The following is a 26,029-nucleotide window of genomic DNA, read 5'->3' on the forward strand; positions in this document are numbered from 1 at the left end:
TGATAACGATGAGGTGTAAGCCTGTCATAAACAGATTGGTTAAATTACCAATCCACACCTTTAAGTGCTTTGACGCCAGACTCAAACGCATGTTTAACGTTTTTAACTTCAGATACAGTGTCAGCCATCTCAATTAGGGTGCGATGAGCTGCACGCCCGGTAATCACGACAGACTGCATTTTCGGACGGTTATTTAGCGCTTCCACCACTTCATCCAGATCAATGTAGCCGTAAGTCACCATATAAGTCAGTTCATCAAACAGAACCACATCAATCGACTCATCTTGCAGCATGCGTTTGCACTCTTGCCACACCAATTGCGCGGCTTCTGTGTCTGCTTGCTTATTTTGCGTCTCCCAAGTGAAACCGGTCGCCATCACTTGAAATTCAACGCCCAGCTTTTCTAGTAAGTTACGCTCACCGTTGTCCCAAGTACCTTTAATAAATTGTGCGACAGAACACTTCAAACCATGCCCAACAGCACGTGCGATAGTGCCAAAGCCTGAGGTTGATTTGCCTTTACCATTGCCGGTAATTACAAGCAGTAAGCCTTTGACTTCAGTTGCGGCGGCAACTTTGGCGTCGACTTGTTGTTTTACTTTTTCTTGTCGTGCCTTATGACGTTGTTGTTTATCGTTTTCAGCTACCATGGGAATTCCTTTTTTATCGGTCATTTTTGCTATGATATACGCAAGTAAGGTTAAGAAAAACCATTGATAATTCAGGGGAACGAATGAAAAAGATACTGGTTGTTTGTATGGGTAATATCTGCCGCTCACCAACTGGTGAAGCAGTATTACGTGCCAAAGCACAGCAGTTGGGGATTGATGTTGAGGTAGACTCGGCAGGGACAATTGGTTACCACCAAGGTAACCCACCTGATGAGCGAGCGCGAAAAGCCGCTGAGCTGCGTGGATACTCTTTTAAAGGCATTCGTTCTCGCAAAGTTGAACAGAGTGATTTTGCCAAGTTTGATCTTATTTTGGCGGCAGATCATGACAACTTGCATGATCTACAAGCAATTTGCCCAGCGGAATACCAAGCAAAGTTAAAACTTTATCTCAGCTTTAGCGCCGGTGAAGAGCAAGAGATCCCTGATCCTTACTATGGTGGAGAGCAAGGCTTCGAGTTGGTACTCGACCTGTTAGAAGATGCGGCAGAGAATGTATTAACAACGCTGTGAGCGCGTTAGGCAGCGACAATACGTCCATTAAAATAGTCATTGGTGACAATATACTCGGTGGTGCGGATAACCTCATCTTGCACTTCCGCCCAGTTCAAGCCATTGGCTTCACCGCATGGCACTACGCCACCGACGCGAATATTAAATGGCGTTAACTCTTTCGCCCAGCTTTGGGTAAAGCCTGAAACAAATGAAGAGGCGTTATCAAAACCAGCCATATCTTCATAGTTGGTATAGCCAATTACGTTGACGATAACGCCGGCCTTTTTTTCTTGTCGCATATGACGGGCATAAACCTGCCCAAAACCAAACAGAATGCTCGCCATGGTGGTCAAATTGTTTGCAAAAGAGTCATAAGCAGATTGCTCAAAAATATTGGCTACCGCCTTGCTGGTGCAAGTATTGATCAGCACATCGGGTGAGCAGTCTAACGCCATTTCGATAGAGTTAAACAGCTGTTGAATCGACGGTATGGTGTAATCGACCAAGGTGAACTGGTGAACACTTGGGTTAATAGTTAAACAGCGGTTATATGTATCATCCAGCAAACGCTTGTCGGTATCACACAAAATGACCAGTGCACCTAAAGATGAAAAATGGGTCGCAAGCGTGCTCCCAACTCTAGAACCAGCAGAGGTTACTAACACTACTGCATTGTCTATTTTCATACTTTATCTCCACCTAGCTAACGTCAAAAATCTGTCTACAAAGAATGGTAGATTAATTGTTATTTAGATGTGAATAAGTTCAAATAAGCTGTGTATGAGTTGCATAAGTTTCCGATTATTTGCGGTCATTCACAAACTAGATAACCGACAATTCGGATGCGTAAAAGTGTGCTAGGTGCGGCACTTTTTTACGCTTGTGCGCGGATTTGGGCGGTGCGTTGTGCTTCGACGAGTTGATTGTACAAGTCAAATGGCATCAGCTTTCTCGGCTCTTTTTCACCCAGTTTTCTCTGTTGGTGCAGAGATAGGTTGTGGTAGACCTCTTCGGGCAAACTGTGCGTTTGCTCAGGAAGATAGACTAGTGCTTCGGGGATTAGGTAATGCGCCAATTTGGCACTCGCTAGTCCGCCATGGTGAAACTGGTGAGCTTGTTGCGCTGAGATTTGGTAAGAGCTTTGATCTGATTGCAATTGCTGTGGTTTTTGCAAGTCAAACCGTTGGCGCAATGTTTGGTCAGTAATTTCGACCTGATCGATTTGCTCGACAGGTGTGTTGTCTCGAACATCATTGGAAAACATCGATACCAGCAGGGCAAAATCAGCACGGCGCCCAGCATGAACGGCATGGTTTATCCCCGTGCCGAACTGAAGTTCGCTTATTGTGTTGATATTACTGACGGCTTCTACTTGCATCATATTCCTCTCTTTCCAGATAAATTAGCGGCGAGAGAGTCAGAAACTTTAAGCTAAATTTCGTCAACAACAAAAAAAGCCTGCTAGATGCAGGCTTTTTGTACGATAAAATCGTGATTGGATTACTTAGCTAGGTTCTCAGCTACGAAATCCCAGTTAACTAGCGCCCAGAAACCGTTCATGTAGTCTGGACGAACGTTACGGTAGTCGATGTAGTACGCGTGTTCCCATAGGTCAACAGTTAGAAGCGGTGTAACGCCTTCTTCTGTTAGAGGAGTTGCTGCGTTTGAAGTGTTAACGATATCTAGAGAACCGTCAGCTTTCTTCACTAGCCAAGTCCAAGATGAACCGAAGTTGTTGATCGCTGCGTCAGTAAACTTAGCTTTGAACTCTTCGAAAGAACCGAATGCTGCGTTGATTGCGTCAGCTACTGCACCTGTTGGCTCGCCGCCTGCGTTTGGCGCTAGACAGTGCCAGTAGAACGTGTGGTTCCAGATTTGAGCTGCGTTGTTGAAAACACCGCCAGTTGAAGTTTTGATGATCTCTTCTAGAGTTTTACCTTCAAACTCAGTACCAGGGATAAGACCGTTTAGTTTAACAACGTAAGTGTTGTGGTGTTTACCGTGGTGGAAATCTAGTGTCTCAGCTGAGATGTGTGGTTCTAATGCGTCTTTCGCATAAGGCAGAGCTGGTAGTTCAAATGCCATTGCTCGTTTCTCCATATATTAGAAAGAGGTAACACTCTTTCAATTGCTTCCAGATGTTTATTGTTTTATCCGACCCGCGACCTTGCGTGTCGTTGTCAATTTGACTGACTTGTTGCTAGTTTATCAACTTTTTACGTGATTAAAAGCACGCTAGAGTAAATAGTGTTAGAAAAAATTCGTTTCTAACTGTTTATTTAGACACACAAAAAACGGGGTTTTAGCTAAATTTCAGTGAATTCCGCTTGAGATTACCTGTGCGTAGATATCGTGTTAAGATAGCGTGAAATTATACTTAATAATACCCGCAATAATTCTGTGCTTTTTATTCTTAGACAATGGTTTAAAATGTGCTGATATCTTGCAGTAACTCCATCAGAGGAAGCAATGGAAACTATTGAAAAAATCAAACAGCAAATCGCAGAGAACTCAATCCTTCTTTACATGAAAGGTTCACCTAAACTACCTAGCTGCGGTTTCTCTTCACAAGCGGCGCAAGCGCTAATGGCTTGTGGCGAAAAATTCGCTTATGTAGATATTCTGCAAAACCCAGACATCCGTGCTGAGCTTCCAGCGTACGCGCAATGGCCAACTTTCCCACAACTATGGGTTGAAGGTGAGCTAATCGGTGGTTGTGACATCATCATTGAGATGTTCCAAAAAGGCGAGCTACAGCCACTAGTAAAAGAAGCAGCAGCACGCGCACAAGGTGATGCTGAGTAATACTGTTTAAATTTACAGTTTTTCTTGATTTATAAGGGTCACATTCGATAATGTGACCCTTATTTATTTGTGCTGCTGATAGAGATCACTAGGTACGTTATGTCACGTTTATTTATTGCTGAAAAACCAAGTTTAGGGCGCGCGATTGCAGCGGCACTGCCGGGTCCGAAAAAGAATGAGCAAGGTTTTATTCGTTGCGGCAATGGTGATGTAGTGACTTGGTGTATCGGTCACTTACTTGAGCAAGTTGAACCTGATGTGTATGACGAGCGCTATAAAAAATGGAACCTTAATGATTTGCCGATTGTGCCAGAGCAGTGGCAACTAAGACCGCGTAAGTCAGCCAGTAAGCAATTGACGGTAGTACGTAAGCTACTTAAAGAGAGTGCTCAAATTATTCACGCCGGTGACCCGGATCGAGAAGGGCAACTTTTGGTCGATGAAGTGTTGGATTATTGTAAGGTCTCGCAAAGTAAAAAGCAGAGTGCTCAGCGTTTGTTGATCAGTGACCTTAACTTACCTGCTGTGAAACGCGCGATTGGCGCAATGCGCAGCAACCGTGATTTTATTCCGTTGTCTGTTTCGGCTCTAGCACGTTCACGTGCCGATTGGCTTTATGGTATGAATATGTCTCGCGCTTATACCCTTTTAGGTCAAAAGGCGGGTTATCAGGGTGTATTGTCGGTCGGGCGAGTACAAACTCCTGTTTTGGGCCTGGTGGTGCGCCGCGATGAAGAGATCGAAAACTTCGTTCCGCGTGATTATTTCAGTCTCCATGCTTTGATCCCTTACCAAGGCGAGTTTGGCGCGTTTGATATCCGCGCTAAATGGCAACCGAGTGATGCTTGTAAGCCTTGGCAAGATGAAGAAGGGCGCGTACTGAATCGTAAGTTAGTGGAAAATGTCGCTGGGCGTATTGCCAATCAACCTGCCAAGGTGACCGAATCTCAGCAAAAGCAAACTAAACAAGCGGCGCCTCTACCTTACTCTTTATCAGCGCTGCAAATTGATGCGGCGAAGCGTTATGGCATGAGTGCACAGCAAGTGCTGGACACGTGTCAGTTGTTGTATGAAAAACATAAATTGATCACTTATCCTCGTTCGGACTGTCGTTACTTACCGCAAGAGCACTTTGCGCAAGCGAGCTGTGTGAGCCAAGCGATTTCTAACAATGCCAAAGAGTTGAGCGCAGCGGTTAGTGGTGCAGATTTAAGCCTCAAATCGAAAGCGTGGAACGATAAAAAAGTCGATGCGCACCACGCGATTATTCCTACGCCGAAACAGGCGTCAGTCAACGCACTTTCCGGCAATGAAATGAAAGTTTACCAGTTGATTGCACGGCAGTACCTAATGCAATTCTATCCGCCCGCAGTTTATGCCGAAGCTAAATTGGTGTTTGAGATTGCTGGTGGTGTGTTTGTCGCAAAAGGGCGCCAGTTAGTTGCCGCAGGCTGGAAAGCCCTGATGGGCAAAACTGACGATGAAGACGCCAGTGTAGATAACGTGCCGCCGCTTGCCGAAGGGACAGTACTGACTTGCCGCGAAGGCGAGATAAAGCAGCATCAAACGGAGCCGCCAAAGCATTTTACCGAAGCAACCTTGTTGCAAGCAATGACCGGCATTGCCCGCTTTGTTGAAGATAAAGAGCTGAAAAAAATTCTACGCGAAACAGATGGTCTTGGCACAGAAGCGACGCGCGCGGGTATACTCGATACGCTATTTAAGCGGCAACTTTTGACCCGACAAGGCAAGAGTATTTTAAGCTCTCCAGCGGGGCGCGGCTTGATCCATGCACTACCCAATGAATCCACTTATCCAGATATGACGGCCAATTGGGAGCACCAACTGCAAGGCATGGCGGAGCGAAATCACGCTTACCAGCCATTTATGCAAGCCTTACAAGAACGTATCACCAGTTTGATGACGCAAGTGAAAAGTGGTGAAGTACCGGATTCTTTACGTCATCTACCGAAAGTTGAGCGACCTGCTTTTAAACGTAAGAAGCGCGCATTCACCAAATCGACAGGTAAAAAGCCAGCGGCAGGGAAGGGTAAGGCGAGTAAATAACAGAGGCGGCTACGTCACAAAGCCGCGCTCGACCTAGTCAAATAGACTGCCATTATCAGCGATTGCTCCACGTACGTCATTTTGTGTTAATACTCGTTTACCAAGTTCGCTTTTCACCTGCTTACCCAAGTCAATCAAGGCATCTCGATTAGCTTGGGTTTGGCGTTTACCTGCACTTCGTAGACAGTAATTTAACTCATGCGCTTCACTGAAATTCACTAGATGTTTATCCGCCATCAGACTCTCCTTATTGAGTGAAATCATTTTAATTTTGGAAGCCGAAGGCGAATTTTCAAGCGCGTTTGTTAAGTTTATAAACTCGCTTGTATGGGGAATTTCATAGCTAATTGATCACCAAGGAATTTGCTTTCCATCGAAATTAAGAAATTGCCCCGATTGGTGGTGATGCAAGTTGGCGATAACCTGTGTTAGTCCCTCAACTGAAGTGGCTACATCGATCAGTGCGTTCGGTCCGCCCATTTCGGTTTGCACCCAACCCGGGTGCAGCGCCACAACAGTAAAGCCTTGTGGTGAGAGATCATTGCTTAAGCTTTTGACCACCGAGTTGAGTGCCGCTTTAGATGAGCGATAGATATAGCCCCCTCCAGAGGTGTTTTCAGTCATGCTGCCCACCTTAGAAGATAGGCAAGCAATGGCGGGGTTAGAGCTTTGAGATAAGTTGCTGTGCAGCGCTTCGACTAATTTCAGCGGAGCAATTGCGTTAATTTCAAATACCTTGCGCCATTCATTAACGTCCGTATTGCCAAAACCGTAGCCTTTAGGACCATAGTAGCCAGCATTATTGATCAGCAGATCTAGCAGTCCGATTGTGGCGCTGAGTTGGTGAAACTTGTCATAGTCAGTAATGTCGAGACAATGGCAATGCAGATTAGTATGTTTCTCGGCGAGAGTGAGCAGCTGTTCGGCACTGTTGGCATCACGATAAGTGGCGTGGATTGTCGCCCCTAGTGCTAGGTAATGGTGAACAAATCCTAAGCCAATACCGCGGTTTGCACCGGTGATTAGTATCGTTTTCATAACCTCTCCTGAAGTGACTAACGTGAGAATACTCAACTAAGATTGGTCTATTGTGTTAGGGCATGATGATAAAATCAATCAGCATCCATGCGGTCAACATCATAGCGATAAATGCGAATAAAGCGCCGAGAGTACCGGCTGCGATTCCAAGGAAGAAATAGAGAGTAGAAGAGTGCATAGCAATAAGTTGAAAATGATAATTAATATCAATTAAATCTTTTTTGCAGCTTAATTTCAAGCTGTTAACATGAGCTTATGCCTTGTTACCACGACGATTGTTATGATCCCGATTGTTTACCATCCTATCTATTCAAAGCTTGATTTACCTGCTGAGCATCGTTACCCGATCAGCAAATACCAGCTTTTGCATCAAGCGTTACTTGAGCGTCAGCAACAGGACCATAATTGGTTAGGGCAATTTTCCATTGTCGAGCCAAGTGCGTTATCTATCGAACAAGTGCAGAAAGTTCACAACCCAGACTATATCCAAGCGCTGTTTAGCAACCAACTACCAGCCGCAAAAATGCGCCGCATAGGTTTTCCTTGGAGTGAGCAACTGATTGAGCGCACCTTAACCTCTGCGGGTGGTACATGCTTAAGCGTCGAGTTAGCCATTGAACATGGTATCGCGATTCATTTAAGTGGCGGCTATCATCATGCCCACTACGATTTTGGATCGGGATTTTGCCTGATTAACGACTTAGTCTTGGCTGCCAAACGCGCTTTAGAATTCCCGCAGATAGATAAAGTGCTGATCATCGATAGCGATGTTCATCATGGTGATGGCACCGCAACCTTGTGTGCTAACGAGGATGATATTGTTACTCTGTCATTCCACTGTGATAAGAATTTCCCAGCGAAAAAGCCACACTCAGATATTGATATCGCCTTGGCGAGGGAAACTGGTGATCTTGAGTTTCTCGACCATTTTTACAGCGTGGTGCAAACCGCCGTCAATCTTCATCGTCCAGATCTTATTATTTATGATGCAGGGGTCGATATTCATATTGATGATGAGCTGGGTTACTTCAATGTCTCAACGCAAGGTTTGTATCAACGAGATTGTTTTTTGCTTCGCTTGGCAAAGCAGCAAGGATTACCGATTGCCTGTGTTGTAGGGGGCGGTTATCGCAGTGTGCATCAGGAGCTGGTCCCAATGCACATGCAATTACTTAATGCGGCTTTCGACAGTCAATTCAGCTAGCGCGAGATGGCTTAGACTGCTCGCAGTCCATAATGACGACACAGTTTTTCCCTGCATTTTTGGCTTGATACATAGCGGTATCAGCATGGTGGATGAGTTCGTCGCTTTCACAACAAGCACCACTGCAGAAATGCCCGCCAATACTTGCTCCGACATTAATGAACGTATTAGGCGCGATTTCTAATGGTTGCTGTATCTGCTCAATCAAGCGTTCTGCACTCTCTTGAACGTCAGATAGGTGAGCTGCGCTATGTAAAAGCACGGCAAACTCATCCCCTCCGATGCGCCCAACGACGGCACCTTCACCGAATACTTGCTTGATAGCATTAGCGACATGTTTTAACGCTTTATCGCCTGCTTGGTGGCTATAGTTGTCGTTGATCGCTTTGAAATCGTCTAAATCAATAAAGATTAAGCAGAGTGATTTTTTCGCTTTGATTGCTTTATCCACCACGCTCTGCGACTTCGCTTGAAACGCTCCACGGTTATAAATATCCGTTAGGCTATCGTAATGGGCAAGATAGTGGATACGTCGATCATCGCGATGCACCCTTAGCTGATAAGTTGCGATACACAGTGCCAATACCACGCTCAACAAAGCCGCCAATTGTATTATTGTACCGTGAAAGTCGGTTGGATGTTGTACATCGATGCGTTTTTCAAAGTCAGCGTAAGACACTAATTTCCATGCCGTCGTATCGTTGTTTGATACGTGGAAATCTTGGAAACAATACGGATTTACTCGATCAATCGCCCCAACAGACTCTACCGTCATGATCCCAGAGTCCGATTCTAACTGACCTGATGTAGTGGTTTTGATCTGCTCAGCAAGCTCTGGGAACATTTTATAGATGGTTTGATCCTGCTTATCTGTAAACATAAAAGCGAACTCAAGATCCGGTCTTTCATCATTAAACAGGAAATAGCCATTGCTGTTGATCAACATGTAGTTAGTGCCGCTGTCGAGGTTGAACAGACGCAGACCATCCATCAGATACTTAGCCAGATAGTTGATGATAACGATACCGCGCTTTTTGCCTTGCTCATCAAACACAGGAGTTGCCATACGTATCATCGGTTTATGTGGTAACTCAATCATGCCATGTTCCATATTCAAATCGATTGGGGAGACATAAACCTGATTGCATCCTAGCGCCATTGCTTTTTGAAAGTAGTAGCGGTGAGCTTTGTTTTGCAGCTCATCTTTTGTAATAAGGTGTGCTTTACCATCGTAGAAATTAACGCGTACAATTTCATTGCCATCGAGATCGAGATAGCGAATCTGATCATAGATCTCTTTACGTTGACTCATCGCTAAAAGGGCATTGCTGGTATGTTGTAGCAACTGGCTTTTGGTTTGCTCATCCAGATCAGCACCGGCTTTATAGATCTTTTGTTGCCCGAGCAGATCCGCTAGTAGCGCGGTCTCTTTCACTACCGAACCAATCACCCATTCGATATAGTTTTTCTTACCTTCGAGCAGAGCGCTTTGTTCTACTTTCATATTGCTTTTAGCCGAGGCGAGTTCTTGCTTGGAGTGATAAGTGAACATGGCAAGAAACAGCAGTATAAACGCGCTAAATAGGACGAAAAATCGAGTGAGGAAAAACTTTAAATCAGACGAGTTCATAACTTAAGGGTGGACAGTGAAATTTAAAACGCGCGTATTATAGTGATACACGTCACATATTGGTAGCAATAAAACTCATTGTTTTGACGATAAAAATTTATCGTGTGTTGGATAAAGTTTACACGTTTTGTTTACGCGAACTGCGCTCTTTGCTTAAAAGGCGGGTAGGGGAGAGTATTTGGCGGGCAGGAGTTAAGATGCTCGGTGAGTGACCAAGCATCTTATTTGTCACGATCTAATTAGTGAGTCTTTATGCACTGGCTAGATTGGTGAGGCGACCTAATTCGGTAAAAGTTGTGATGTTTTGTTTTGACTCAAAGCGCGCACGTTCACCATCGCCGCAGATAATTGCTTCGACAATACCTTTGTGGCTCACCGCACTCTGTGACAAGTCATAATCGGTGTGCGTAAGCTTGATATAGCTCTTAAGCAGATTAGCGATTTGATCGTAAATCTTAAGAAATTTAGGGCTAGTACTGATCTCAACCACTTTTCGATGCAGTTCGAAGTCCTTTTGGCACACTGTCACTAACTCCAATGATCCGTTTTCGCATAGCTGGCAAAATTCATCATAGACCTGACGCAGAGCTAATTTGTCTTCGGCGGTTGCTTTTTCAGCCGCCATTACCGCAGCTTGCGACTCAATTGCCACACGAAGATGGTATAACTCCCACAAATCCTCATCTGAAAGATCGAATACTTGCCAACCAACATAGGGTTTTTGCACCACTAAACCTTCATGGGCGAGGGTGTTGAGTGCCATTCGTACTGTACTGCGCGAAAGTTCTAGTTGTTTTGATAAAGAACTTTCAACGATCTTTTCTCCTAGCGAAAGCTCACCACTGACGATCATATGTTTAATAAATTCAGTAGCTTGGTCTTCTAGGCTTTGTTTATTTATTTTCATTTCCCAGACTCATTAGTCACACGCATTTCAGAATATTCAAAAATATTACACCAAGTTGTGACTTTAGTCATATTTTGTCGTTTGTTTAACTGTATAATGCCGATTGTCGGACAATGGACAATTAACTGTTTAACGATAAGACAGAGTAAATACAATGAAAGCAATAAAACTTTCTTCTACAGACAACGTAGCAACGCTACTTGGCGATGTAGAAAAACACGAATTAGTTGAGATCATTTCAGCAGACAACGAAGTAATCGCAGAGATCAAAGCGCTACAAAAGATCACTTTTGGCAACAAGATTGCGCTTGGCGATATCGCGAACGATGAACACATTTTGAAATGTGGTCACTCTATCGGTAAGTCGATTGTTGAAATCCCACTCGGTCAACTTGTTCATGTCCAAAACGTTCGCAGCGAACGCCTAGACATTCCAGAAGCAATCATCGAAGAAATCATCAAGCAAATGGGGATCGAGCAATAATGACTAGCACATTTAAAGGTTACCCACGTCCAAACGGTACATTTGGTATCCGTAACAGCGTAATGATTGTTGCTATTGATGAATGTTGTGAAGGTATCGCACGTAACATCAGTAAAGAAATTGATGACTCAGTTGTTGTCACTAACCACTACACCTGTATGTATGGTGGTAACGAAGAGATGATCGACACCATCATCCACACAGCAACTAACCCGAACATCGCAGGCGTACTGGTTATCGCAATGGGTTGTGGTTCAATCGACCCACAAATGATTGCAGAGCCAGTGCGTAAAGAAGGTCTACCGGTTCACACGCTAACAGTAATCAAGAACAAAGGTACTATCGAGACAATTAAAGATGGTATTGAGCTGGCAAAAGAGCTAAAAGCATACGCAGATAGCGTAGAGCGTGTTGACGCACCAGTTTCTGCACTGCGTATCGGTATCAAATGTGGTGGTTCAGACACATCAAGTGGCCTAGCTTCTAATCCATCTGTTGGTGCAGCTTCTGACAAGCTAATCGACATGGGCGCAACTACAATGGCGGGCGAGCTGCTTGAGCTACTAGGTTGTGAAGAGATCCTAAAAGAGCGTTCAGTAACACCTGAAGTGGGTGAGAAAATTGAACGTCTGATCGCTGAAGACCTAAAACGTTGGCACGTAATCGAAGGCACAGAAACCATGTCTATCGGTAACAGTGTTGGCGGTCTAACGACTATCGATGAAAAATCACAAGGTGCAATGCACAAGACGGGTACGCGTCCAATTCAAGATTGTTTGCGTATCAACCACATTCACCGTGAGAAACCAACCACTCCTGGTTTCTACTTAACTGAAACAACCATGCTATGTGGTGGTGCTGCAATGCACTTCGCTTCTCTTGGCTGTCAGTTAATTCTTTGGACTGCAGGTGCTGCAGGTTTCAATAACTCAATCGTTCCAGTAATCCGAGTGTCTGGTAACAGCTCTCTAATTACGGCTGATATGGATATCAACGCTTGTGGAATCATGGACGCAACAGACACTATCGATAACGTATCGAACAAGATCGTTAAGCGCGTGTTTGATGTTGCCAATGGTGAGCCTACCAACCTAGAAGGTGTTGGTTTCGCTTACGCTTCTCTGTACCAAAAAGATCAACGTCTAGAGCACGTTATCGGTATTTGCCCACAATAAAAATTACGTTGTTTACCCAAGTAACTCTTGAGTGATACAGCGAGAAATTGCTTGGGTTATCCAAAAGGCGTTAATGCAACGCCTTTATATGAGAATAAAGAAATGAGTAAACCTGCTCCAAATAAATCACTTGGTCTAACCATTGCTCTTGTTTGTGCTGCCCTATGGGGTGCTTCATTCCCACTTGGCGGTGTACTAGCTGGTAAGCTAGATCCTGTTGTTCTAGCCGTTGCGCGTTACGCGATTGCAACACTAGGTTTTGTTGTTCTATTTATGTTCTCTAAGAAGCATACGCTGAAGAAAATCCAAAGCAAAAAAGACGGTTTTCTATTGGCTGCAGCAGGTGTTTCTGCGCAAGCGGTATTCTTCTACTTCACTATCCTAGCTTATGAATTCACCTCATCTGGTGAGATCGGTGTTATCAACGGTATGGCTCCGTTCCTAACTATGCTTGCGGTATTTGTTATTGATAAAATCAAGCCATCTGCACCTAAAGTATTTGCAGTTGTGCTATCTCTAGTGGGTGCTGGCGTGATTGCTTACGACCCATCGAACAAAATTCAAGGTCTTAACCTAGGTCACCTATTCGCACTATTCGGCGTACTTGGCTTCGTAACTTACAACTACATTCTTGGTAAGTTCGGTTCAGATCTAAACTCTCGTTACGATACATTCTCTAGCTGTTTCTACCAATTTGGTGCAGCAACAATCGCTCTACTTATTGTCGGTCTGGTAACAGGTGCTGATTTTGGCTCTGCAGCAGTGCTAGTTGAAAATGGTAAACACATTGCGACGATTCTATCGCTAGGTCTGCTATGTTCAGGTATCGCATACGCTCTATGGGAAGTCGCGACACTGAAAACTCAAGACGCAGTTATCACAACAATGGCATTAAACGTTCTACCGCTATTCGCGATGATCGTAGCTTACTTCCTACTAGGTGAGCTAATGACTCTGCAAAAACTGGCAGGTGTTGTGACTGTAGTTATCGCACTATGTATCTACACTGTGGGCGACCGTTTCACTAAGAAACCAGTTGTTCAAGAAGCTGCTGCTTAATTAAAAGTAGTTCGCCTCGAATAAGCTGCCAGCACAAGGTCTGGCAGCTGCTTTCCCCCAAAAATCAAATCGCTCCACAATTTGATTAACCCTGAAAGAATTAATTTATCTGAGTTGCCTCATTATCGCTGCGCCTACAGCGAGAGGTGGCTTGGGTATTCACTGAATTATTGCCAATAGTAGAGAATTACCATGCTATTTAACGAATTAAAAATTACTGAAGTAGAAGTTATCCACCTGCGCGTTCCAGCTCTTGATGAGGCGTGTGAATGGGGTGAAGATGGCGTACTAATCCGTGTTCACACTAACGCAGGTATCACTGGTGTGGGTGAATCTGACAGCTCACCAATGATGATTGAAGCTTGTATCAAAGCGACACAAAGCCACGGTTCTTCTCAAGGTCTTGAGCGTCTTCTGATCGGTGAAAACCCACTAGAAATCGAACGTCTATACACTAAGATGTACAACGGCACGCACTACGCAGGTCGTCGCTCAACTATGATCCACGCTATCTCAGCAATCGATATGGCGCTTTGGGATATCGCTGGTCAGTTCTACAAAGTGCCAGTATGGCAACTTCTAGGCGGTAAATTCCGTGAGAAGATCCGCGCATACGGTACATTTATCCCGTCAGCAGTGAAAGAAGAGAACGTTGCTCGTACAACTGAGCTACTGGCTCAAGGTTTCACTTCGCTAAAATTTGGTGGTGGTCCGCTAGGTAAAAACGCAGAAACTGACTACGAAATCATCAAGACAGTGTGTGAAACGGCACGTGCGATCAACAAAGACGTTGAAATCGCTATTGACCTAGCAAGCGCATGGCGCACAGCGGGTCACACCATTGAGATGGCTAAGAAGCTAGAAGAATTCAACCTACTATGGATTGAAGAGCCAATTACTGATGACGTGCTGGCTGGCTACCGTAAGGTTTCTCAATCTACTTCGCAAAAACTTGCTGGTGGTGAGACGCTAACTACGCGTTACGAGTTCGCTAACTTCATCGAAAAATCGGGTGCTGACTTTGTTCAACCAGACGTAACACGTTGTGGTGGTATCACTGAAATGGTGAAGATCTACGATATGGCACACATGGCTGGTATGAAGCTAGTTCCACACGGTTTCTCAACCGGTATCCTGATTGCAGCAACGGTACACTTCCTAGCATCTCGTGAACATGGCGACCTAATTGAGTACTCGCAAAGCACAAGCCCACTGTTTACTTCTCTAGTGAAAAACCAAATCGCATTTGAAGATGGTTATGTAGCAGTACCAAACACTCCAGGATTGGGTGTTGAGCTTGACGAAGAGATCATCGCTAAGTACCGAGTAAACTAATTGACGCGTAAGGATAAGAGTTTGGGTCTTATCCTGGTTTATCGTCATAGTCAGCTTTGACGAAAAATTGGAACAGAAATAACGACAAAGAGGCAGCCATTGGTTGCCTCTTTTTTATGCGTCAAGCAAGTTGTAGGGTAAATACATGGTTAATGTTAGTATGATTGACGATTTGGTCATAATGATAAAATTGATGTGATGTGATGTGATGTGATGTGATGTGATGTGATGTGATGTGATGTGATGTGATGTAAGTGTTCTTATTTACAAAGTTAGATAAGTCATCTCACGGTCACTATTTATTGAGTGGATGAGATATGTTAGAAAGCAAATTAAGTATACTGTTAGTCGAAGATAACCAAGATTTAGTTAATACATTAATTGAATTATTTGGTATGGAAAATATCATTTGTGATTTTGCTTCAGATGGAATGAGTGCTTTGAAGTTGGTAGAGAATAATCACTATGATCTTTTGGTGTTAGATGTAAACTTGCCAAAAATATCAGGATTGGAAATATCAAAAAAACTGAGATCTTCAGGGTTTAACCTTCCGATTATAATGCTAACGGCATGTAACACTTTAAAAGATAAATTGACAGGGTTTGAAGTGGGGGCAGACGATTACCTTACAAAACCATTTGAATTTGAAGAGCTATTAGCTAGGGTTAAAGTGCTTTCTAAAAGAAAAAGTGGTCAGGTTTCAATATTTAAACTAGATGATCTTTTTATTAATTATGACGAAAAAGTTGTAACTCGTTCAGGAAAAAAAATAGACCTAACGCCTATTTGTTATGTGATTTTAGAAATCATTTCAAGAGCATCACCATTTGTTGTAGATAAGAAAGTTATTATCAATAAAATTTGGGGTGATGATCAACCAGAAACTAACAGTTTGAAGGTTCACATGTTTAACTTAAGGAAGGCTATAGATGCTGAATACAGTACTAAACTTATACATACAGTTAAAAGTCAGGGATTCTGTCTAAAAGCACTTGATGAATAGTAGGTGCTCTCCGGTGGACTTGCTTTATACTCTATGTTCAGTGCTTTTATCTTGCTGTAAGTTTCGCAAACTTAGGTATTGTAATTTCGTGAATTTATTTTACTGTCCAGATGTTTCCCCACTCGGAATATCGCCGCCTCAGAGATCAAACATTTAAGACATCGGTACTTCTTTTTCCAGCGCGTGTTTGAACGATATAGCCCTGCCAGTTGTCTCTTAGATTGAGGGGGATGATTTATTGTAACTATAAGGCTTCGGACTCCCTCAGTTGAATGTGCGCTAAATCTTGCTTTATGTGCATGGTGTTTTTCGCAACCTCATATAATAAACACTATCGCCAACGATAGTTACGATTTGTTGAGGGTCTACTTGCGCAATCTTCGGATTATTTCACCGCAGCTGACATTCGATAAACTTAATTCTGTAGCTATGAGTTAATGTGTGTTCGTTTTGAGCGCGAAATGTAATGTTCGTCGTACTCGACGCTTCCACTACTACCACTCTTTTTACCTTCTATGTAACAGTCTAAAGGCTAGATTTGTGGTTTTTTGAGTTTTTCCTTTTGATATCAGTAACTTGTTTTAATTTTCGTTTTGTGAGTTTAGGATGGGATAAACAACTTACTGAGCCAAATCGGAGAATGAGATAGAGTTTTTTTATTTTTAAACTTGACGTAAATATACTATCAAGGTTAATATCTGGTTAAGGTTAAAATATGGTTAAGTTGACGCGAAGATGTCAAAAAATCATATCTAATTCTTCCTATCTCTTTTTTATCCCATTATTTTTTTTAGAAAAATATCTTTATCTTAATGTCTAAGTTTTTGTTTTATAAATACAAAAAATTAATTAAATAAATAATAATCGTAACCATTAAATAATATTGTTGCTGTTGTTTTTTTTTATTGCCATCTTTCGCATTCCTAATAATGCTTCTACGTTCCTAGCTATGAAAAAAATAACCAGTTATATATTGTTAATGATACAAGTTTGTTCACTAATTATATCGCCCTCTGTTTATGCGTTCCCTAAGCTTTCATATTCTGAAAATAAGCAAGGAATGCATTTATCACCACCACTAAAAGATGGGGGAGTTTCCATTTTTGAATATCCTATCTATTTTCATGCTTATTCTGGAGATAAACCCGATTTAAAATGGTTGGATGATGTTATTATCCAAGCAAAACAACTTTCACCATCTCTAGAGGTGAAAGTGCTAAATTCAACAGCTCCATGGCAAACTAACGCATACCGCGTAATTATTGGTCCTGTGAACCCTGAGTTTGTTATCGAGTACGGTCAAGCCCTAAAAAATCAAGGCATTGATAATTTTCCTATTTATTTTGACCAAAGCAGTCTCTATCTTCTTAGTCGTCCAGATAACCAGAGCGATTCACGTTCGTTGTTTGCCCATGATAATGCTGATAGTTCTAACGATTTTAAGTATTCTGACGAGTTGTCTACTGCAGCTCAGGCTATTACTGATATTGATAATGGAGCAGACATTGAAGATAAAGTTTTAGATTATGCTAGCAAAGAAACAAGTCGCTTTACGTCTAACTATGCTCAAGACTGGCTATCACAATATGGTACCGCACAAGTGCATGTTGAGTTTGATTCTAGTTTTAATTTAAAGTCTGGTGAAATAGATTTGCTTATTCCCTTTTTCAGTGCAGAAACTGAGGGATATGGCTCTACTTGGTTTCTACAACCAGGTGCTGTGCTAAATAGTGATGATCATTACAACGGACGAGATTTTGCCCATCTAGGTATTGGTTATCGCAACAAAACAGACAATTCATTGTATGGTTTTAATGCATTCTATGATTATGATTTAACTCGCTATCATCAGCGAGTAAGTTTAGGCTCAGAATATGCGCGAGATTTTGTCAAGTTTTCTGGTAATTACTATTTTCCTCTTTCTGATTGGAAAGAGAGCCCGGATTCGTTTGAAGCTTTTGGTTCTTCAACACTAGAAGAGCGTCCTGCTGAAGGATTTGATGTCAACGCAAAAGCATATCTGCCAAGCTATCCACACTTATCTCTATCCGCCCAATATCAACAATTTTTTGGTGACTATATCGAAGTTAGCAATGGTGATGAGCCAATTGATAACCTCTATAAGCTATCTACGACATTAAACTATCAACCTGTTCCAATATTGACTTTCAGTGCAGGTTATGAACATGAAAAAGGAGGTGATTCGGGAATTAACTTAGGCGCAAATCTAACTTTCCGACTTGGCGCTCCTTTGAGTAAACAGCTTGATCCAAATCAGGTAGCAGCGTCAACAAACCTTGATGCACATATTTATGATTTGGTAGAGCGTGACCATAACATTCGTCTAGAATATCGCGAAAAAAAGGAAGAACTTAGTGTTGAGTTCAAACAGCCTGTGTACGTGACAACAGAAGGGACAAGTAATCATTTAGATGATTGGTTAGTGTTTACTGGCGACAAATCACTTATCAAAGAAATACATATTTCAGGAACAGCTAAAAATGACATCGTAGCGCAAACCACCTATGTCGCTCCTGAGATTAAGCCCATGATGGCAAGAAAAGCTGATAACCCGAATATTTATGATCTAAGTGTGAGCTTTACTCTAACATCAGGGGAAATTATAACAACGCCACTAGCTGCGAAAATTATAGTAGAAGGAGATCAAAATGGAGTTATTACTTACTTAGCAACGCCAATTAGTCCGGTTGAATTTAACGGTGAACAAGTATCCGCTGTAGGGCAAGAGGATGCCGTTGGTTATGTGATAACGGCAACTATTGTAAACGATTTTAATCGCCCAATCACCAACCAAGACGTTGTATTTAGCACTGAAGCTTCAGGGGCATTATTTACGAACGGAACTCAAACTCAAACGGTAAAGTCTGATGCCGATGGTAAAGCATCTATTGAATTGAGGAGCTCAGTAGCAGGTAATGTTGCATTCACTATACAGTCAGGAAATATGCCCTATGATGCCGCAGTCTTGTATATCGCAGACAACTCTTCAGCCGACATTACTGTTAATTCAACGATGGTTGCGACAAACGATAATGCTGTGGCAGACAACGTTGCGACAAACATGGTTACGGTGACGTTGATGGATGCAAACAGCAATCCTGTGCCAAGTGAAACAATTGCGTTTAAAGGTTCAGGCGTTAACTTTACAACGCCAACGTCAGTAATGACGGACGAGAATGGCGTTGCGACAGTAAGTATGACTTCGACTAAAGCTCAAACTCATACAATTACCGCTGAGCATAATGGCAAATCCAAAACGGTAGATGTAACGTTTATTTCAAACAACTCTTCAGCCGATATTACTGTTAATTCAACGATGGTTGCGACAAACGATAATGCTGTGGCAGACAATGTTGCGACAAACATGGTTACGGTGACGTTGATGGATGCAAACAGCAACCCAGTGCCAAGTGAGATAGTTACGTTTGCAGGTTCAGGCGTTAATTTTACAACGCCAACGTCAGTAACGACGGACGAGAATGGCGTGGCGACAGTAAGTATGACTTCGACTAAAGCCCAAGCTCACACAATTACCGCTGAGCATAATGGCAAATCCAAAACGGTAGATGTAACGTTTATTTCAAACAACTCTTCAGCCGATATTACTGTTAATTCAACGATGGTTGCGACAAACGATAATGCTGTGGCAGACAATGATGCGACAAACATGGTTACGGTTACGCTGATGGATGCAAACAGTAATCCTGTGCTAAATGAGACAATTACATTTACAGGTTTAGACGTTAATTTTACAACGCCAACGTCAGTAACGACGGATGTGTATGGTGTTGCGAAAGTGAGTATGACCGCCACTAAAGCGCAAGCTCACACAATTACGGCTGCGCATAATGGTAAATCTAAAACGGTAGATGTGACGTTTATAGCCGACAGTGCGACAGCTGACATTACTGTTAACTCAACGATGGTAGCAACAACCGATAATGCCATAGCTGACAACGTTGCGACTAACATGGTTACCGTAAAGTTGATGGACGCAAACAGCAACCCAGTGCCAAATGAGACAGTTACGTTTGCAGGTTCAGGCGTTAATTTTACAACGCCAACGTCAGTAACGACGGATGTGAATGGTGTTGCAACAGTGAGCATGACCTCGACTAAAGCACAAGCGCACACAATTACTGCTGAGCATAACGGTAAATCCAAAATGGCAGATGTAACATTTGTTGCAGGTGAGGTTGCAACAATAGATTTAGTTGCAATAAATGATGCAAAGTTTACTCAAAATGTACCCTATGAATCATCAAATGAATTCTCGTTTGTGAAAATTAAAGCAACTGTAAAGGATCAATACTCGAACCTTATTAAAGGAGAAGCTCTCAGCATATTTAAGCCGAGTGATGTTGTGCTTCATGATGGTTCAGTTACGAATGCAGCCGGTGAAGTTACGTTTAATGCTAATAGCACTGATTTAGGAGAGCATGAAATTAAACTGATTAGTGATAACGGTATCAAATCGAATGCGGTATCTATTATTGTTGGTGATCTGTCAGATATAAAGCTTTCTGTACTTGTTATAAGTAATAATAGAAAGCCGGCATATTTAAGACCGTTGGCTTTAGACTCTCAAGGCCGACAAGTTCCCGGTGTAAATGTCCTAGTTTCAACGTTAGGAAGTAATGGAAATGGTGGTACACATAGCTATACAACAAAGCAAAAGGAATATTTGACCACTGCGACATCAAGTTCTCTAGCAATAGCTGGTGTGCAAGATTATTATTTATCGCAAGCTTCATTTGCTGAGTATCCTGAAAAAGGAAAAACTGAACAATTTTATGTTTGCATGAATACAAATGTTTCCGTAGTCGATTGTGCTAGCAACGGGTATTTAGTGACAACACCGTAAGTTAACTAGTTATATTTAATTTACATCTAATAAAAACACTATGATGTAAATAATGCATGTGTTTTTGTTTATATGGTTGTTTAATATAAAGGTTATTCTTCAAATAAAGCTGTTTATTCATGTAGACAGCTATCTCATCAATGGTCACAGTTATATGTTGATTAACTCTAAGCTGTGACCAAATTTAATTTTTTATAGAAAGTATATAAGACAATTTATTAAATGAAAAAAGTAATATTAATATTTCTGATTGGTTCAATTTTTGGTTGTAATAGTGAATTATCAACCTCACCCTCAAGTGAAGACCATAGCGATATACCCACTTCAATAAGCATAGTGAATGCACATGATATTAATGTTGACCAAATTTCTTTTCCTAGAATAGGAAGCAGCAATTACCTTCGCGCAATTGCTAATTACGATGACGGTAGTGTCGAAGATATAACATCTATAGCGGAGTGGAATTCGAGTTCAGATTCTATTGTGATGAATAAAGGCTTGGTTACTGTTAAATCACAAGCAGCGGCAGGTGCTGATGTAAGTGTTTACTTCAGAGGAATAACATCTGAAGCAGTGATAATAGATGTTGAAAGCAATGAAATATTTCCTCACATTTGTAGTTATGACTTTAATGACTCTGAGGATATGAATGAAAATTTAAACTGCTTGAAGACTATTAAATTATCTGATGGATCAATTTATATCTCTGGTCCATCTGTATCTTTAGCAAACTCATTGGGGTTTACAAACGAGAGCCAATCAGAGATTAACCCTGGTCTAAAAACATACAGTGGTAATTTTGGTGGGCAGGTTTCATTTACCCGACAAGGTGGAGATTTGTATCAAAGGAATAGTCAAGCAGATAACTGGTGTAATTACTTGAATGAGAACAAAGTACTCGGTGTTGATAATTGGAGACTTGGTACAGTAAAGGGGTATCTATCGGTAATTAAAGAATCCGACTTAACATCATTGGGTTGGAACCCAAAAGTGAGAGGCGTCCATACATCGGAAGTTAATCACGAGAATAATGAAGTAATGGCTGTATTTTTAGAAAAACCACTGAATAATGATCAGGTTATTGATGTAAATAGAAATACGCAGCTGTATTCAATATGCGAATATAGAGTAAATGAAATTGTTGTAATTGGAGATTCAATTTCAGCAGGATTTCCTAATGATAGTCGATTAACGATTAATAAAACAGTTGTAGCTAATAACCTAGATAATAACCCGAAATATGGGCAGTTAGCTTATGGTCTTCTTCATCAAACTGGTAGTTTTGTTTATAATCATGGGATATCTGGACAAACTTCGTCGCAAGTAAAAGAGCGTTGGGGTCGTGATGTGTTAGGTATTGATGGCGTTTACGGAGATGCTCTTGGGTCAACAAGAACACTCCCTAAGAAACCAGTTTTAGTATTTGTCCACGTTGGAACTAATGATATAAAAAACAATGTTCCTAATGAAATTATTCAAGAAAATTATGAGTTTTTCGCGGAGTCTGCTCGAAGTAATAGTATTAAATTAGTGATGGCAAATATTGGAGCAAGGTCTAGTTTTAACGCGGAGCAAGGTAGGAATGCCACTGCAATAAATACATGGATAAGCGAAGTATTTAAGAAAGAATATCCAGAAGTTGAAGTTGTAGACTATATGAATTGGTCTACTGATGGTACCAATGACCCTCTTGAACCAGATACGACAATAATTAAAGATACAGTGCACCCTACTGCTGATGGTCAGGCAGAGTATTCTACTCTTATTTATGAGCATATAAAACGGAGTGGTGCTCCCGCTATTCTAAAGTAATATCTGACTTCTGTATTTTTATGATGAGTTAACGCAGTGTTACTAGAACTAAAAAATTAGAACTGTTGTTAAACAGTTCTAGTGCTTTCTCATTCTATATCTACTAGGTAGTTTCAGTCGTCTTCTTAGAAGGCGGCTTTTTTATATTCCATAAAATGTTTTACGCCTAATTAGTTACCCAGGATTGAAATTAAAGGAATCTCATACACCAACTATTTTTCTTTTAATACCTAAGTAAGGCTGTTAACTGCGCCAGAAGAAAAGTCGAATACTAAAAAATCATATTCTTCGTAAGAATGGGAAATAATAGGGTTGCTCCTTTGAATTAAAAGTATGTATGGTCACGACAAATTATTTTTGCGTGCAATGTGCTATTCTTAACCTTTTATTAACCATGAAAACATTATCATATGGGATTATTTTATAATTTATCGTTATTGATGTTAAATGTGGAAGTTCAGTGTCATGACAAAAATGTACGTAATTTTATTATTAATTAAGGCTTCGTTGTTATGAATTTGGTAAACAAATCCATCCTAATCATAGAGGACAATATTGAACTAGCACAAACAATAGTCGATTACTTTGACGTTGAAGGTATTATGAGCGACCATGCGGCGAATGGAGTTTTGGGTCTCGAATTGCTTCAGAAGAATGACTATGACGCCGTTATTCTTGACGTAAACCTTCCGCTAATGTCTGGTTTTAAAATATGTCAGATCCTAAGGGAGGAAGGGAATGATATTCCAATTTTGATGTTGAGTGGACGAGTCGACTTGTCAGATAAACTATGTGGATTTAAAGTAGGCACTGATGATTATCTAACTAAACCATTCTCAATAGAAGAGTTAGCAGCAAGAGTAACAAGTTTGCTTAGTCGTCGTATCGGTATGGTTAAAAAAAGGAAAATACGTAATTTAGAGTTCGATTTATCAAACCGTTCAGTGGTTATCGATGGGATGCAAGTGAAAGTATCACCTGTGGAATACAAGATACTAAAAACACTGGTTTTTTCCAGTCCCGCTCCGGTTAGTAGGGAAAAAATTATTGAGTCTGTCTGGGGGGACATGTTTCCCGACAGCAATAGTTTGAAAGTCCATATGCACAATCTAAGAAAAACAATGAAACAAAGTGGTGGACATAATCTATTACAGACCGTGTCTAAATATGGGTATGTACTAAAGTGAAAATAATCATTTTCTACATTAACTTTTTAGCATAAGAGCTAAAACGAAATGAGTAATACCATAGATTTTTTGAACTGTTTTGTAGTTTTGAATGATTTCTTCAATAATAGTGAATAGCGATTAATTAAAGCTTGGTCGTTTAGCAATTGATCTATACCCTTTATCAAGAAGATCACGGTTTTGGCATCTGAAAGGCGACCATAATTCTGTATGTGCTTGAGAGCATAATGGTGTAAGTTACGCTAATTTTATCGATTCGAGTAACTATTTGTGTATGAAAGTCGATTTTCTAAGGAAACTACGTCGTCCGAGTAGAAAAAGTCGAATCTGACTTATACCATGTTTAGGTTTACCTATAAAAGCGAAGGGTTAGATAAAGTAAGACCAGCTAATTTTGCTCTGTAAACGAGAGCTACTCCTAGCATGTATTATATATCTTTCATATGAAATTAATTTAACGTAGATTGATTGAGAATAAGTAATGAAAATCGAGAGTAGTATAAAAGTTTATTCCACTTGCATAGCATCAATTATATGCATCACCTTTGTGGTGTTTTTTTATAATTATTCGAACTATAGTTTATTACAAGGTGGGCGACTAGTTGTTAAAGCCGTAATGTTTGAAATTGCAGAGTTGTCTAATCCCAAACCGGGTCATCCAGTCGTTGATCTACCTTATGTAGTTGCATCTGATTGGACCGATTTGCCAATAATATTTCAGTTAAAGTTTTCAGAAGAAGATTTAATATCAAATGAATTATCCATCAAGAGCGATTCCAAGTATATGTCAGGTATGGAACCTCAAAAGACTGTTTTCTTTTTGATTAAGAAAAATGCAGATAATGAAGTGAAGTATATTTCTTTAATAATAAAAAATAGTGAGTATGACAAGCTTTCAGATACATTAGAAGTAAACTATTTCCCCGAATTTAAGTTAACGATCATTTCAATAATTTCATTTTCATTTCTAACATTATTATTATTATTTTTTTTGTTTAGATTGATAAGCAAGCCAGTTACTTCCCTTAGAGTCTGGGCGAGTTCAATTGATAGTTCTGATGATTTAACTACTCTTCCTGACTTTAAATTTAAGGAGTTGAATGACTTGGCTATTATAATGTCTAAGTCAATTATATCCGAGCGGAATGCTTTAGAAAGCGAGCATGATTTTGTTAAATATTCTAGTCATGAGCTTAGAACTCCCATATCGATTATCAGATCAAATTCTGACTTGGTCAAGAAAATGATAGAAAGGAATTATTCAAAAGATAATATTTTACGATGCGTTGATAGAATAGATGTTAATAGTAAACATATGACTTTAATATGTGATTCGTTACTGCATTTGAATAAGAACGAATTAATCAGAGAGAATGAAATTGTAACATTGATTAGTTGTTTGATTGAAACGGTAGTTAACGAGCAGAGATTTATTTTAGTTGGGAAAACGGTCACTGTTGAGATATACACTGACAAATTTGAATGTTTAATAGATAGAGAATTATTTAAGATCGTTATTTCTAATTTGATAAGAAATGCTTTTCAACATACACAGGAAGGAAAAGTCATAATCAAGCAGAAAAAAAATACTCTATTAGTGATAAATAAAAATGGCGGAGTGAATTTTGGTGACTCTAGCTCAGGTTATGGTTTAGGGTTAGTTATTGTAGATAAAATTTGCTTGAAAAAAAATTGGCTTATGGAGGAAAAAAGCTTACCAAATGGTAGAGTGGTTAGAGTTGTTTTTTAGCAGCAAATGTATGGCGGATATTATCTATGTTCTGATCAAGCCCTGATTTAAAGTGTGCAAACTTGGGAGGCTGTGAAGGATCAATGCTTCCAATAGCTGTTCGAAGGAAGTTAGCTACTTATATAGTTGCGTGCAATTGCTTCTGGGCGTTCTTTGGTGCTTAAGCTGACTTTGATGTCGAATGGATAACCAAATTGTCTTAATGGCTTGGGGACGCAAATGCGGGTTTGATAGACGCCGTTGGGCGCTTTTTGTAGGTACATTGTCTCATCTCATTGGATTAGAAGTGACTTGCAGTACTACAGATACGAAAAAGCCCTTGAAAATCAAGGGCTTTTTCGTGTAAATAAGTGGCGGAGAGATAGGGATTTGAACCCTAGATACGCTATTAACGTATGCCGGTTTTCAAGACCGGTGCTTTCAACCACTCAGCCATCTCTCCGTGTGGTGCGCATAATATAAGGGTCTGATCCGCTTGTAAACCCCTAAATTTACTGTTTGATTTATTTGTGAGCGATTTAG

22 protein-coding genes and 1 tRNA gene are annotated in these 26,029 nt (G+C 41.0%); 13 read left to right on the forward strand and 10 right to left on the reverse strand.

What is annotated here, in order from left to right; all coding sequences use genetic code 11:
• Positions 1-44: 44 nt before the first annotated feature.
• On the reverse strand, positions 45-650 hold the full coding sequence (gene cobO, locus DPF93_RS08115) for a cob(I)yrinic acid a,c-diamide adenosyltransferase (protein WP_114765714.1): 606 nt from the start codon (positions 648-650) through the stop codon (positions 45-47).
• 83 nt (positions 651-733) lie between these two features.
• Here cobO and DPF93_RS08120 point away from each other — a divergent pair, with 83 nt between their 5' ends.
• Positions 734-1,183 (forward strand): low molecular weight protein-tyrosine-phosphatase, encoded by a 450-nt coding sequence (locus DPF93_RS08120; protein ID WP_114765715.1) that lies wholly within the window; start codon positions 734-736, stop codon positions 1,181-1,183.
• A 5-nt stretch (positions 1,184-1,188) separates the two neighbouring features.
• Here the strand turns inward: DPF93_RS08120 and DPF93_RS08125 are convergent, their stop codons facing one another.
• From DPF93_RS08125 to sodB, 3 genes are all read right to left on the reverse strand, one after another.
• Positions 1,189-1,851, reverse strand: a complete 663-nt coding sequence (locus DPF93_RS08125) for an SDR family oxidoreductase (protein ID WP_114765716.1) — start codon at positions 1,849-1,851, stop codon at positions 1,189-1,191.
• A 188-nt stretch (positions 1,852-2,039) separates the two neighbouring features.
• On the reverse strand, positions 2,040-2,543 hold the full coding sequence (locus tag DPF93_RS08130) for a VC2046/SO_2500 family protein (protein ID WP_114765825.1): 504 nt from the start codon (positions 2,541-2,543) through the stop codon (positions 2,040-2,042).
• Positions 2,544-2,665: 122 nt separating this feature from the next.
• Positions 2,666-3,250 (reverse strand): superoxide dismutase [Fe], encoded by a 585-nt coding sequence (gene sodB / locus DPF93_RS08135; protein ID WP_114765717.1) that lies wholly within the window; start codon positions 3,248-3,250, stop codon positions 2,666-2,668.
• Positions 3,251-3,634: 384 nt separating this feature from the next.
• Here sodB and DPF93_RS08140 point away from each other — a divergent pair, with 384 nt between their 5' ends.
• Both DPF93_RS08140 and DPF93_RS08145 read left to right on the forward strand, forming a co-directional pair.
• Positions 3,635-3,970, forward strand: coding sequence for a Grx4 family monothiol glutaredoxin (locus DPF93_RS08140; RefSeq protein WP_075650356.1), 336 nt, complete (start codon positions 3,635-3,637; stop codon positions 3,968-3,970).
• Between the two features lie 99 nt (positions 3,971-4,069).
• On the forward strand, positions 4,070-6,037 hold the full coding sequence (locus DPF93_RS08145) for a DNA topoisomerase III (RefSeq protein ID WP_114765718.1): 1,968 nt from the start codon (positions 4,070-4,072) through the stop codon (positions 6,035-6,037).
• Between the two features lie 33 nt (positions 6,038-6,070).
• On the opposite strand, the gene DPF93_RS08150 is transcribed toward DPF93_RS08145, so the two are convergent.
• Both DPF93_RS08150 and DPF93_RS08155 read right to left on the reverse strand, forming a co-directional pair.
• Positions 6,071-6,277, reverse strand: a complete 207-nt coding sequence (locus DPF93_RS08150; RefSeq protein ID WP_114765826.1) for a hypothetical protein — start codon at positions 6,275-6,277, stop codon at positions 6,071-6,073.
• 111 nt (positions 6,278-6,388) lie between these two features.
• On the reverse strand, positions 6,389-7,075 hold the full coding sequence (locus DPF93_RS08155) for an SDR family oxidoreductase (RefSeq protein WP_114765719.1): 687 nt from the start codon (positions 7,073-7,075) through the stop codon (positions 6,389-6,391).
• A gap of 280 nt (positions 7,076-7,355) precedes the next feature.
• Here DPF93_RS08155 and DPF93_RS08160 point away from each other — a divergent pair, with 280 nt between their 5' ends.
• Complete coding sequence (locus DPF93_RS08160) at positions 7,356-8,279, forward strand: histone deacetylase family protein (RefSeq protein ID WP_114765827.1); 924 nt, start codon at positions 7,356-7,358, stop codon at positions 8,277-8,279.
• On the opposite strand, the gene DPF93_RS08165 is transcribed toward DPF93_RS08160, so the two are convergent.
• The gene (locus tag DPF93_RS08165) at positions 8,272-9,783 is read right to left on the reverse strand and encodes a sensor domain-containing diguanylate cyclase (RefSeq protein WP_244204702.1); all 1,512 of its coding nucleotides are present in this window, start codon (positions 9,781-9,783) and stop codon (positions 8,272-8,274) included. The two genes, DPF93_RS08160 and DPF93_RS08165, sit on opposite strands and share 8 nt — an antisense overlap.
• 376 nt (positions 9,784-10,159) lie before the next feature.
• Positions 10,160-10,816: a GntR family transcriptional regulator gene (locus DPF93_RS08170; RefSeq protein WP_114765721.1), complete on the reverse strand. Its 657-nt coding sequence runs from the start codon at positions 10,814-10,816 to the stop codon at positions 10,160-10,162.
• A 154-nt stretch (positions 10,817-10,970) separates the two neighbouring features.
• On the opposite strand from DPF93_RS08170, the gene DPF93_RS08175 reads away from it, so the two are divergent.
• The 9 genes from DPF93_RS08175 (at position 10,971) to DPF93_RS08215 (ending at position 25,507) form a co-directional block, all read left to right on the forward strand.
• Positions 10,971-11,300 carry a UxaA family hydrolase gene (locus tag DPF93_RS08175; protein WP_114765722.1) on the forward strand — a complete coding sequence of 110 codons (330 nt, stop codon included), beginning with the start codon at positions 10,971-10,973 and terminating at the stop codon, positions 11,298-11,300.
• Positions 11,300-12,475 carry a UxaA family hydrolase gene (locus tag DPF93_RS08180; protein ID WP_114765723.1) on the forward strand — a complete coding sequence of 392 codons (1,176 nt, stop codon included), beginning with the start codon at positions 11,300-11,302 and terminating at the stop codon, positions 12,473-12,475. Before DPF93_RS08175 ends, DPF93_RS08180 begins: the two co-directional genes overlap by 1 nt.
• Before the next feature lie 102 nt (positions 12,476-12,577).
• A complete protein-coding gene (locus DPF93_RS08185) occupies positions 12,578-13,534 on the forward strand; it encodes a DMT family transporter (protein ID WP_114765724.1) in 957 nt (318 codons plus the stop codon).
• 192 nt (positions 13,535-13,726) lie between these two features.
• Complete coding sequence (locus DPF93_RS08190; RefSeq protein WP_114765725.1) at positions 13,727-14,869, forward strand: mandelate racemase/muconate lactonizing enzyme family protein; 1,143 nt, start codon at positions 13,727-13,729, stop codon at positions 14,867-14,869.
• Positions 14,870-15,186: 317 nt separating this feature from the next.
• Positions 15,187-15,873, forward strand: a complete 687-nt coding sequence (locus DPF93_RS08195; RefSeq protein ID WP_114765726.1) for a response regulator transcription factor — start codon at positions 15,187-15,189, stop codon at positions 15,871-15,873.
• A gap of 949 nt (positions 15,874-16,822) precedes the next feature.
• Positions 16,823-20,758 carry an Ig-like domain-containing protein gene (locus DPF93_RS08200; RefSeq protein ID WP_114765727.1) on the forward strand — a complete coding sequence of 1,312 codons (3,936 nt, stop codon included), beginning with the start codon at positions 16,823-16,825 and terminating at the stop codon, positions 20,756-20,758.
• 222 nt (positions 20,759-20,980) lie between these two features.
• Positions 20,981-22,570 carry an SGNH/GDSL hydrolase family protein gene (locus tag DPF93_RS08205; protein ID WP_114765728.1) on the forward strand — a complete coding sequence of 530 codons (1,590 nt, stop codon included), beginning with the start codon at positions 20,981-20,983 and terminating at the stop codon, positions 22,568-22,570.
• A gap of 512 nt (positions 22,571-23,082) precedes the next feature.
• On the forward strand, positions 23,083-23,757 hold the full coding sequence (locus DPF93_RS08210; protein ID WP_114765729.1) for a response regulator transcription factor: 675 nt from the start codon (positions 23,083-23,085) through the stop codon (positions 23,755-23,757).
• Between the two features lie 481 nt (positions 23,758-24,238).
• Positions 24,239-25,507, forward strand: a complete 1,269-nt coding sequence (locus DPF93_RS08215; protein WP_114765730.1) for a sensor histidine kinase — start codon at positions 24,239-24,241, stop codon at positions 25,505-25,507.
• A 110-nt stretch (positions 25,508-25,617) separates the two neighbouring features.
• Here DPF93_RS08215 and DPF93_RS21545 read toward each other — a convergent pair whose 3' ends face one another.
• Both DPF93_RS21545 and DPF93_RS08225 read right to left on the reverse strand, forming a co-directional pair.
• Positions 25,618-25,770, reverse strand: a complete 153-nt coding sequence (locus DPF93_RS21545) for a DUF6538 domain-containing protein (protein ID WP_341866792.1) — start codon at positions 25,768-25,770, stop codon at positions 25,618-25,620.
• A gap of 88 nt (positions 25,771-25,858) precedes the next feature.
• Positions 25,859-25,949 (reverse strand) — tRNA-Ser (locus DPF93_RS08225).
• Positions 25,950-26,029: the final 80 nt, after the last annotated feature.

Source organism: Vibrio rhodolitus, from assembly GCF_003350325.1.
In the GTDB taxonomy this organism is placed as follows: Bacteria; Pseudomonadota; Gammaproteobacteria; order Enterobacterales; family Vibrionaceae; genus Vibrio; species Vibrio rhodolitus.

Coding starts and splice junctions, on each gene's coding strand:
- DPF93_RS08165 (WP_244204702.1), bottom strand. CDS start 9,783: ATGAAAGTAGAACAAAGCGCTCTGCTCGAAGGTAAGAAAAACTATATC.
- DPF93_RS08175 (WP_114765722.1), top strand. CDS start 10,971: ATGAAAGCAATAAAACTTTCTTCTACAGACAACGTAGCAACGCTACTT.
- DPF93_RS08170 (WP_114765721.1), bottom strand. CDS start 10,816: ATGAAAATAAATAAACAAAGCCTAGAAGACCAAGCTACTGAATTTATT.
- DPF93_RS08140 (WP_075650356.1), top strand. CDS start 3,635: ATGGAAACTATTGAAAAAATCAAACAGCAAATCGCAGAGAACTCAATC.
- DPF93_RS08210 (WP_114765729.1), top strand. CDS start 23,083: ATGAATTTGGTAAACAAATCCATCCTAATCATAGAGGACAATATTGAA.
- DPF93_RS08195 (WP_114765726.1), top strand. CDS start 15,187: ATGTTAGAAAGCAAATTAAGTATACTGTTAGTCGAAGATAACCAAGAT.
- sodB (WP_114765717.1), bottom strand. CDS start 3,250: ATGGCATTTGAACTACCAGCTCTGCCTTATGCGAAAGACGCATTAGAA.
- DPF93_RS08215 (WP_114765730.1), top strand. CDS start 24,239: ATGAAAATCGAGAGTAGTATAAAAGTTTATTCCACTTGCATAGCATCA.
- DPF93_RS08200 (WP_114765727.1), top strand. CDS start 16,823: ATGAAAAAAATAACCAGTTATATATTGTTAATGATACAAGTTTGTTCA.
- DPF93_RS08180 (WP_114765723.1), top strand. CDS start 11,300: ATGACTAGCACATTTAAAGGTTACCCACGTCCAAACGGTACATTTGGT.
- DPF93_RS08190 (WP_114765725.1), top strand. CDS start 13,727: ATGCTATTTAACGAATTAAAAATTACTGAAGTAGAAGTTATCCACCTG.
- DPF93_RS08205 (WP_114765728.1), top strand. CDS start 20,981: ATGAAAAAAGTAATATTAATATTTCTGATTGGTTCAATTTTTGGTTGT.
- DPF93_RS08125 (WP_114765716.1), bottom strand. CDS start 1,851: ATGAAAATAGACAATGCAGTAGTGTTAGTAACCTCTGCTGGTTCTAGA.
- DPF93_RS08145 (WP_114765718.1), top strand. CDS start 4,070: ATGTCACGTTTATTTATTGCTGAAAAACCAAGTTTAGGGCGCGCGATT.
- DPF93_RS08155 (WP_114765719.1), bottom strand. CDS start 7,075: ATGAAAACGATACTAATCACCGGTGCAAACCGCGGTATTGGCTTAGGA.
- DPF93_RS08185 (WP_114765724.1), top strand. CDS start 12,578: ATGAGTAAACCTGCTCCAAATAAATCACTTGGTCTAACCATTGCTCTT.
- DPF93_RS08120 (WP_114765715.1), top strand. CDS start 734: ATGAAAAAGATACTGGTTGTTTGTATGGGTAATATCTGCCGCTCACCA.
- DPF93_RS21545 (WP_341866792.1), bottom strand. CDS start 25,770: ATGTACCTACAAAAAGCGCCCAACGGCGTCTATCAAACCCGCATTTGC.
- DPF93_RS08160 (WP_114765827.1), top strand. CDS start 7,356: ATGATCCCGATTGTTTACCATCCTATCTATTCAAAGCTTGATTTACCT.
- cobO (WP_114765714.1), bottom strand. CDS start 650: ATGGTAGCTGAAAACGATAAACAACAACGTCATAAGGCACGACAAGAA.
- DPF93_RS08130 (WP_114765825.1), bottom strand. CDS start 2,543: ATGCAAGTAGAAGCCGTCAGTAATATCAACACAATAAGCGAACTTCAG.